The sequence below is a fragment of the Promineifilum sp. (SeqCode) genome (genome assembly GCF_041918635.1).
GTDB lineage: Bacteria > Chloroflexota > Anaerolineae > Promineifilales > Promineifilaceae > Promineifilum.
The window spans coordinates 1-2,870 of record NZ_JAYRVJ010000134.1; the positions used below are offsets into that span (position 1 = coordinate 1).

A 2,870-nucleotide genomic window follows, 5' to 3' on the forward strand; every position below is an offset into this window, starting at 1 on the left:
CTCATCCACGGCCTGGGCCCGCGTTCGGCGGCGGCCCTTCAGGCGGCCGGCATTCTCAGCTTCGCCGATCTGGCCGCGGCCTCGCCCGATCAGGTGGAGCGCATTGTCAGCGAGGCGGGCGTGCGCGGCGGCAGGGATTATTACAACTGGGTCGCCGAGGCGGGTCAGCGGGCGGCCGGCAAGCGCGTCGCCAGCCGGCGGTCAAAGGCGGCCGTTGTCCTGCCGTGCCCGCAAGACCTGTCAGTTGTGCCGGGCGTAGGCTCCGTCTTTGAGGATCGCCTTTACGCCGCCGGCATCGGAACCTATTGGGAACTGGCCGAGACGCCCGACAACGAACTGACGACCATCCTGGACGTGGGCGCGTTCCAGGGCGTTGACATCGCCGAGATCAAGGCCGGGGCCATGCAACTGGCCGTGCGCACCAACTCGCTGGGGCGCTCCTGGGATGGCACACCGCCGGACGATCTGGAAGTGCTGGACGGCCTGGGCGAGGTGTATGAGCGGCGGCTCTATGAGGCGGGCATCTGTACCTACGCGGCGCTGGCGGCGACTTCGCCCGAACGGCTGGCCGAGATCTGCCGCGCGCCGGCCAGGCGCGCGCCGGACTACGCCGCCTGGATCGCCCGGGCCGCGGAGTTGCCGGCTGCCGGAAGGAGCGGCTAGACCATGACCACCCATCGCACCCCCGAAGAGATCCGGCGTTTCGACCTGATGAAATTGGGCGTGACGCTGCTGCTTCTGGTCTTGTTGGTTCTGACCTGGATAGCCACCCGAGAGATAGACGGGCCAGACCTGGCCGCCGTGGCGACGGACGACGCCGTCAGCGCGGCCACGGCCGATGCCGCCGCTCAGGCGACGCGGGCGGCCGAGCTGAGCGCGCTGCCGGCCCCCACCCTGGCCCTTCCCGCGGTTGATATGCCGGCCGACGCGCTGCCGCCGGGCCGGGTGACGCTCAGCGGCATGGCCGGACCGGGCGCGCAGGTGGCTGTGTTCGTCAATGGCGGCCTGGTCGGCACGGCCAGCGCCGGCGTCGATGGGGCCTGGTCGCTGGCGACCGACCTGCCGGCCGGCAGCTACACCATCACGGCCCAGACACTCGACAACGTGGGCGCGGTCGTCGGCGAGTCGGCCCCGGTGACCGTGATCGTGGGCGAGACCGCCGCGCCCACCGCCGCGGGCGAGATCGCGCCGGGCGCGGCGCTACCGCTCCGCCCGCCGATCTTCAACCCGCTGACCGGCGCCTATACGCTGGGCGGTGTGGTCACGCCGGGCGCGACGGTGGTGGTGATCGTCAACGGCGCGCAGATCGGCGCGACGACGGCCGACGACGCGGGCAACTGGGCGCTCGACGCGCCGGCTGAATCCGTCACCGGCGAGATCGTCGTGCAGGCGACGGATGCCGCCGGCAGTGTCATCCAGGATACGGAGCCTGCGCCGGTAGGCTCGCCCCCGGCCAGTCTGAACCCGCCCGGCCCGGTCACGCTCGACCCGGCCACCGGCGCGGCCACGCTGGCCGTCCCATCCGGCCCGGTGACCTGGACCGGGCAGGGGCAGCCGGGCGTCACGATCGAGGCGATAGTGGACGGCCAGCCGGCCGGCTCGGCCCCGGTGGATGAGACCGGCGCCTGGACGCTGGCCCTGACGCTGCCCGACGGCGCGCATCAGCTTCAGTTGAACACACTCGATGCGTCGGGCGCGCTGCTGAGCAGCACGCCGCCGGTGGCGCTCGTCGTAGGCGAGGCCCCAGCCGCCGCTACGCCGGTTGAGACGGCCCCGCCCGCCGATACGCCAGCCGCCTCCGCGCCAACGGAGGTTGCCCCGGCCGCCACGGCTGTGCCCGCCGAAAACGTGATCGCACTGCTGCAAAGCCGGCCGGAGTTCTCAACGCTGCTGAGCGCGATAGGGACGGCGGGCTTGACCGAGGCGCTCAGCGGGCCGAACGCGGTCACGCTTTTCGCGCCGACCAACGACGCCATCGCCGCGCTGCCGCCGAGCATTGTGGAGAGGCTGCTGGCTAACCCGACGGCTCTGGCGGGGGTGCTGCGCTACCACATTGCGCCGGGCCGCTACTCGGCCGCCGACTTGCGCACGGTCGCGCCGGCCACGCTCAACGGCCGTCTGTTGACCATCACGCCGCAGGGCGACAGTCTGTTGGTGAACGATGCGACCGTGCTGGCCGCCGACATTCCCGCGGGCAATAGCATGGTGCACGCCATTGACCGCGTGCTCGTGCCGCCGCTGGCGGCGGGCGTGCGCCCACCGGTCATCGATGAGTCCGGCGTGCCCACCTTCAGCGGTACGCAACTGACCGTGGTTGGTACGGCTGAACCGAACCGGACGATCCTGGTGGAGCTTAACGGCGAATCATTTGGCGCGACGGCGGCGGTCGACGCCAATGGGGTGTGGCAGGTGGCTGGCACGGTGTCGCCGGGCGAGTATCGGATCATTGCCTACATGCTGGATAGCCAGGGGACGCTGGAGGCGATCTCGCGGCCGGTGTCCCTAACCGTACAATAGGAGGAATGATCCGGAGATTACGCAGGTTGCTTGACGGTTGTGAGTCGTTGGTCGTTGGTTCCTGGCCACCAACGACTCGCGCCAAATCTGCGCAATCTGTGAAATCTGTGGATTCTTCTGGAATTAGAAAACGGACGACAATCCAAGGAGCGTGACGAGATGTCGGATGATTTCAAGGATTTGCTGTCGCAGATGGATGACGAGGAGCCGGAGGGAGAGCGAGGCTTTGCCGACTTGCTAGGCGGTGGCCTTCCTGAAGCGCCGGCCGGCGCGAGCGGTGGGGGCGGCCTGGCGGACTTGCTGGGCGGGCTACTGGGCGGCGGCGCGGCCGGCGGGGCAAGCTCCGGTGACGC

The 2,870-nt window shown here is 70.1% G+C and carries 3 protein-coding genes; all 3 read left to right on the plus strand.

Annotated features, from left to right (window positions below; genetic code table 11):
* Positions 1-663, plus strand: a 663-nt coding sequence (locus ACE3UY_RS04510) for a helix-hairpin-helix domain-containing protein (RefSeq protein WP_374686361.1), incomplete at its 5' end; no start/stop codon positions are given.
* A 3-nt stretch (positions 664-666) separates the two neighbouring features.
* Positions 667-2,517 (plus strand): fasciclin domain-containing protein, encoded by a 1,851-nt coding sequence (locus tag ACE3UY_RS04515; RefSeq protein ID WP_374686362.1) that lies wholly within the window; start codon positions 667-669, stop codon positions 2,515-2,517.
* Between the two features lie 159 nt (positions 2,518-2,676).
* Positions 2,677-2,870 (plus strand): hypothetical protein (locus ACE3UY_RS04520; protein ID WP_374686363.1); only part of this gene is annotated, 194 nt, incomplete at its 3' end.